4 protein-coding genes are annotated in these 4,022 nt (G+C 44.5%); 2 read left to right on the forward strand and 2 right to left on the reverse strand.

Annotated elements, in window-relative coordinates; translation table 11 throughout:
* Positions 1 to 114 precede the first annotated feature (114 nt).
* Positions 115 to 1,797 carry a dihydroxy-acid dehydratase gene (gene ilvD / locus V7Z64_RS12180; RefSeq protein ID WP_297990975.1) on the forward strand — a complete coding sequence of 561 codons (1,683 nt, stop codon included), beginning with the start codon at positions 115 to 117 and terminating at the stop codon, positions 1,795 to 1,797.
* A gap of 84 nt (positions 1,798 to 1,881) precedes the next feature.
* A complete protein-coding gene (locus V7Z64_RS12185; RefSeq protein WP_003395822.1) occupies positions 1,882 to 2,208 on the forward strand; it encodes a DUF3870 domain-containing protein in 327 nt (108 codons plus the stop codon).
* Between the two features lie 19 nt (positions 2,209 to 2,227).
* Here the strand turns inward: V7Z64_RS12185 and V7Z64_RS12190 are convergent, their stop codons facing one another.
* Positions 2,228 to 3,421 (reverse strand): acyl-CoA dehydrogenase family protein, encoded by a 1,194-nt coding sequence (locus tag V7Z64_RS12190; RefSeq protein ID WP_334110562.1) that lies wholly within the window; start codon positions 3,419 to 3,421, stop codon positions 2,228 to 2,230.
* A gap of 21 nt (positions 3,422 to 3,442) precedes the next feature.
* Positions 3,443 to 4,022, reverse strand: a 580-nt coding sequence (locus V7Z64_RS12195; protein WP_334110564.1) for a CaiB/BaiF CoA transferase family protein, incomplete at its 5' end; no start/stop codon positions are given.

Below are 4,022 nucleotides of genomic sequence, written 5' to 3' on the forward strand. Positions count from 1 at the left end.
AACTTTCGGTGTTCGTAGGAATCCGCTATGGCTTTAGCCTAGCGGTAGTTCAATTTTAGAATTGTCATTTTATTTCAAAAAGTGTTACAATGTTTTTTAATAAGTTCAGAAAAGATGGAGGGATTTGTTTTGCGAAGCGATATGATTAAAAAAGGATTTGACCGCGCGCCTCATCGCAGTTTATTGCGTGCGGCAGGGGTAAAAGAAGAAGATTTTCATAAGCCGTTTATTGCGGTTGTGAACTCGTATATTGATATTATTCCAGGTCACGTTCATTTGCAGGAGTTTGGTAAAATTGTGAAAGAGGCAATTCGTGAGGCCGGTGGTGTTCCGTTTGAAATGAACACCATCGGCGTCGATGATGGCATCGCGATGGGACATATTGGTATGCGGTATTCGTTGCCGAGCCGAGAAATTATTGCTGACTCTGTTGAGACGGTCATTTCTGCCCATTGGTTTGATGGGATGGTATGCATTCCGAACTGCGATAAAATTACACCTGGCATGATGATGGCGGCGATGCGATTAAATATCCCGACTATTTTTGTAAGCGGAGGACCGATGAAAGCAGGTGTGACGAGCGACGGGAAAAAAATTTCGCTCTCTTCTGTATTTGAAGGAGTCGGTGCATATCAAGCCGGAAAAATCGACGAAAAAGGGTTACAAGAACTTGAACAGTACGGCTGTCCGACATGTGGTTCATGCTCAGGTATGTTTACGGCCAATTCCATGAACTGTTTAGCCGAGGCGCTCGGTTTAGCGCTTCCGGGTAACGGCACGATTTTAGCTATTGATCCAGCACGAAAAGAATTTGTGCGTCGTTCCGCTCAACAGTTAATGTATTTAATTGAGAACGATATTAAACCGCGTGATATTGTAACAGAAAAGGCGATTGATAACGCATTTGCGCTCGATATGGCGCTCGGCGGCTCAACGAATACGGTGTTACATACGCTAGCCATTGCCAATGAAGCAGGTATTCATTATCCGCTTGAACGCATTAATGAAGTAGCTTCCCGCGTGCCGCATTTAGCTAAGCTTGCCCCAGCGTCCGATATGCATATTGAAGACTTACACGAAGCAGGCGGCGTGTCTGCCGTATTACATGAGCTATCTAAAAAAGAAGGCACGCTTCATTTAGATGCTCTCACTGTGTCAGGTGAAACACTTGGGGAAAATATTGCAGGCTGTGAAGTGAAAAATTATGAAGTCATTCGTCCGATTGACAATCCGTATTCAGAAACGGGTGGGTTGGCTGTATTGTTCGGCAATTTAGCTCCAGATGGCGCAATTATTAAAACAGGCGGTATTCAAGGTGGTATTACCCGTCATGAGGGGCCGGCGATCGTCTTTGACTCTCAAGAAGAAGCGCTCGAGGGCATTGCGGCAGGAAGAGTACAACCGGGGCATGTCGTTATCATTCGTTATGAAGGTCCAAAAGGTGGACCGGGAATGCCAGAGATGTTGGCACCGACATCGCAAATTGTTGGCATGGGACTAGGAACGAAAGTAGCGCTCATTACGGACGGTCGTTTTTCTGGTGCATCCCGTGGATTGTCGATCGGCCATGTGTCGCCAGAAGCAGCGGAAGGGGGACCGATTGCTTTTGTACAAAACGGCGATCATATTGTCATTGATATTGTGAAACGAACGATTGACGTTCACGTCCCTGAAGAAGAATGGAAAAAGCGGAAAGCAAATTGGAAGGGCTTTGAGCCGAAAGTGAAAACAGGATATTTAGCTCGTTACTCAAAGCTCGTCACTTCAGCAAGTACAGGCGGCATTATGAAAATTTAGCGCATTTTGTCGAAATGATGTTTATAACTGTAAAACGATCCTCCGTTATAATTGAAGAAGTAAACGATTATGGGGGGAGAGAGAATGAATACGCAATTTATTGCAGGTCATGCGCGATTGCCTTCAGGGATGGCAGCAAAAAGCGTGTTTGATACGCTTACGATTACAGCGGAGGTAGACAAAAAGTATGGTGTCATCGTCGATGCGTCGTGTACATTGGCGACGGAGCACGGTCGCGATTACGTTGCCCGGCTGTTAAAAGGACATTCGTTAAAAGACGGAATTGACGAACCGCTTGCCCAATTGCATGAAGGATATTTAGGGAAAGCAAATCAAGCGTTATGTGCAGCGCTAAAAGATTTATACAAGCAATATTGTAAGTTAGAAGAGAAGATGCATGCTGAAAAATAGAAGGTGCTCGCGGCACCTTCTATTTTTCTTCCCAAGGAGGGAGCATTTTGCGAAGCGGTTTATCTTGCCGATAGCCGAGAACGTATTCCGCTTGCATAATTGTATGAATTTCTCGCGTCCCTTCGTAAATGACAGGCGCTTTCGAGTTGCGTAAATATCGTTCTACTGGGTATTCATTCGAGTAGCCGTACGCCCCGTGAATTTGTACCGCATCATCAGCGGCTTTGTTTGCGAAGTCGCACGCTATCCACTTCGCGAGAGATGTTTCGCGCGTATTTCTTCTCCCTTTATTTTTCAAAAATCCAGCCTTATACACAAGCAAGCGGCTTATTTGTAAACCAGCTTCCATGTTCGCAATCATTTGTTGAACAAGTTGATGACGACCAATTTCTTTGCCGAACGTTTTTCGTTCATGACAATATTTCACGCTCGCTTCTAAACAAGCCATAATTAAACCGCATGCTCCAGCAGCGACAGTAAACCGTCCGTTATCGAGTGCAGACATCGCAATTTTAAATCCTTCCCCTTCTTCGCCGAGTAAATTTTCTTTCGGAACGCGCACGTTGTCGAAAAATAACTCGCCCGTATTGCCAGCACGAATACCGAGCTTTCCTTTAATAGGACGCGATGAAAAACCAGGCATCGTACGTTCAACGATAAAAGCAGAAATACCGCGATGCTTTTTCGATTTATCTGTGTAAGCAAAAACGATAAAATGATCAGCAATGTCACAAAGCGAAATCCACGTTTTTTGTCCATTTAAAATATAGTCATCCCCATCGCGCACAGCGGTTGTAGAGATAGCGGCAACATCTGAACCGGCGTTTGGTTCCGTTAATCCGAATGCGCCAATTTTTTCCCCTTTTGCTTGTGGGGTAAGGTATTTTTGTTTTTGTTCTTCTGTTCCCCATTGTAAAAGTGTTAAGCTGTTCAATCCTGTGTGAACGGAAACGGCGGTACGAAACGCTGTATCTCCCCGTTCTAGCTCTTCACATACGATCGCTAACGAATTGTAGTCCATTCCCATTCCGCCGTATTGTTCTGGGATGCATACACCCATTAAATTTAATTCCGCTAGTCGCTTTAAAATGTTTGGATCGAAGTAGCCGCGTTCATCCCATTCTTTCATGTACGGTAAAATTTCTTTATCGACAAATTTTCTTACTGTTTGGCGTAATAGTTCTTGTTCTTGGGTAAAGTCAAAGTTCATCATCGTTCATTCCTCCATATCGTTTCATGTTAATATGTGATCGTTATGTTCTCCTGCAAGAGGAGGGGAGAGTCGATAGGACACAGCCGTTTCAGAAAATTTTAACGGTGATCCGACAAGCTTTAATGTTCCGACATGTGGATGCTCCATGTTGACAATCATATCTCTTGCCAATGTTTGTGGGTGTTGAAACGCTTCGTGAATAGTGTAAACAGGGCCGCAAGGAATGCCTTTTTGTTCAAATAATTGTTGCCATTCCGCGCGCGTTTTCTTTTTTAACTCTTTGTTTAGCCGATCATTCAACTCGTGACGATGGGCGACGCGGCTGGCATTCGTGCGAAATCGTTCGTCTGCACCAATTGTTTGATCTTCTAACAGTTCGCATAGCGCTTGAAATTGTCGATCATTTCCGACTGCAACGACAAACAAACCGTCGCTTGCTTCATATGTCGAATACGGGACGATGTTCGGATGATCGTTTCCTAACGGTTTCGGCACTTCGCCGGACATGAAATAGTTGGAAGCGACGTTCACAAGCGTACTTATAGCACAATCAAACAAACTTAAGTCAATTTTTTGCCCACGTCCTGTTTTTTCACGAGCG

Origin of the sequence: Anoxybacillus sp. (assembly GCF_036834105.1) — a bacterium.
GTDB lineage: Bacteria > Bacillota > Bacilli > Bacillales > Anoxybacillaceae > Anoxybacillus.

What these genes read in the sequence shown, in the direction of transcription:
- ilvD (WP_297990975.1), top strand. Translation starts at nt 115, where the DNA reads ATGGAGGGATTTGTTTTGCGAAGCGATATGATTAAAAAAGGATTTGAC.
- V7Z64_RS12185 (WP_003395822.1), top strand. Translation starts at nt 1,882, where the DNA reads ATGAATACGCAATTTATTGCAGGTCATGCGCGATTGCCTTCAGGGATG.
- V7Z64_RS12190 (WP_334110562.1), bottom strand. Translation starts at nt 3,421, where the DNA reads ATGATGAACTTTGACTTTACCCAAGAACAAGAACTATTACGCCAAACA.